A 1,599-nucleotide genomic window follows, 5' to 3' on the forward strand; every position below is an offset into this window, starting at 1 on the left:
CCGACGGCAAGGCGGTGATTGCGGCGGCCGCCAAGGATATTCCCGTCGTCTTTGCGCCCAACATGGCGGTTGGCGTCAATCTCGTTTTCAAGTTGCTTGATACGGCGGCGCGCATCCTGAACCAAGGCTACGACATCGAAGTCGTCGAGGCGCACCATCGTCTGAAGGTCGATGCGCCGTCCGGGACCGCCTTGCGCATGGGCGAAGTGGTTGCCAGCGCCCTGGGTCGCGATCTCGAAGAATGTGCGGTCTACGGACGTGAAGGCGTTACCGGCGAACGCGACCCATCGACCATCGGCTTTGCCACCGTCCGTGGCGGCGACATTGTGGGCGATCACACGGTCATGTTCTGCGGTCTTGGTGAGCGCGTCGAGGTGACGCACAAGGCCAGCAGCCGCATGCCCTACGCCCTCGGCAGCCTGCGTGCGGCGCGTTTCCTGGCGGGGCGCGAGAACGGCCTTTTTGACATGCAGGACGTTCTCGGCCTGCGCTAGCCACCGATGAAATCCCGCCTGCTGGATCGGCAACTTCAGGAAATTTTTGGCGGCGAAGGTGAGCCGCAATTCCGGCAGTTGATCGAGCAGGCCAGGGCGGCGCGCCAGGATGCGCTGGCCGATGGCATGGAAAAACTGGTCGGGGTCGTTGATTCAGCCTATCGCGCCTACGCCGGGCTCAATCTCAGCGCCTGGCATACCAAATTGTCTGGCGATGCCTTGGCTGACTGGAATCTGCGGTCCGGGACCATTGATTCGGGACGCCAGTGGAAGCAGATGCTGGGGTACGCAGAAGGCGACATCGACAACACGATTGCCCAGTGGCAGCGCATGCTGCATCCAGATGATCTCCGCCTGTTGCAGGCGCGGATCGATGCTCACCGGCAAACGCAAGAACCCTATTTTCAAGCCGAATGTCGCTTTAAGGCGCGTGACGGCCAGTGGCGCTGGTTTCTTTTGCGCGGTGCAATCGCGGCCCGTGAGGCAGAGGGGCAACCGGTTCGCATGTTGGTGTTGCAGCGTGACATCAGCGAAGTCAAGGCGGCGGAAGCGGCGTTGATTTCGGCCAAAGAGGCTGCCGAGTCGGCCAACAAGGCGCGCGGTGCCTTTCTTGCCAACATGAGCCACGAAATCCGGACGCCAATGAACGGCATCATCGGCATGACCGAACTGGCGCTCGATACGGAGCTTGATGCCGAGCAGCGGCATTACCTGAAAACAGTTAAGTCATCAGCCGAGGCGCTGCTGACCATCGTCAATGACATTCTTGATTTTTCAAAAATCGAAGCCGGCAAGATGGAATTTGAAGCGCTGGCCTTTTCGATTCAGGATACTGTGCTCGAGGCCGTTCGGGTGGTGGCCCTCAGTGCTCACAAGAAAGGCCTGGAATTGGTGGCCGATGTGCACTCCGATGTGCCGGCCCGCATCGTTGGTGACCCAACGCGTCTGCGTCAGGTCATCATCAATCTGATTGGTAATGCCATCAAATTTACCGAGCAAGGTGAGGTTGTGCTCAATGTGAGCATTGATCAGCAGACCGAGCACTCCGTTTATCTGCGCTTTTCGATCCGCGATACCGGTATCGGCGTTCCCCCTGAAAAGCAGC

At 59.5% G+C, this 1,599-nt stretch carries 2 protein-coding genes; both read left to right on the top strand.

The features are described from left to right. A partial coding sequence (gene dapB, locus ADADOO_RS16775) for a 4-hydroxy-tetrahydrodipicolinate reductase (RefSeq protein WP_511278654.1) occupies positions 1–494 on the top strand: 494 nt, incomplete at its 5' end. A gap of 78 nt (positions 495–572) precedes the next feature. After that, positions 573–1,599, top strand: a 1,027-nt coding sequence (locus ADADOO_RS16780; protein ID WP_511278655.1) for a PAS domain-containing protein, incomplete at its 3' end; no start/stop codon positions are given.

This window comes from Azonexus sp., assembly GCF_036170495.1.
Lineage (GTDB): Bacteria > Pseudomonadota > Gammaproteobacteria > Burkholderiales > Rhodocyclaceae > Azonexus.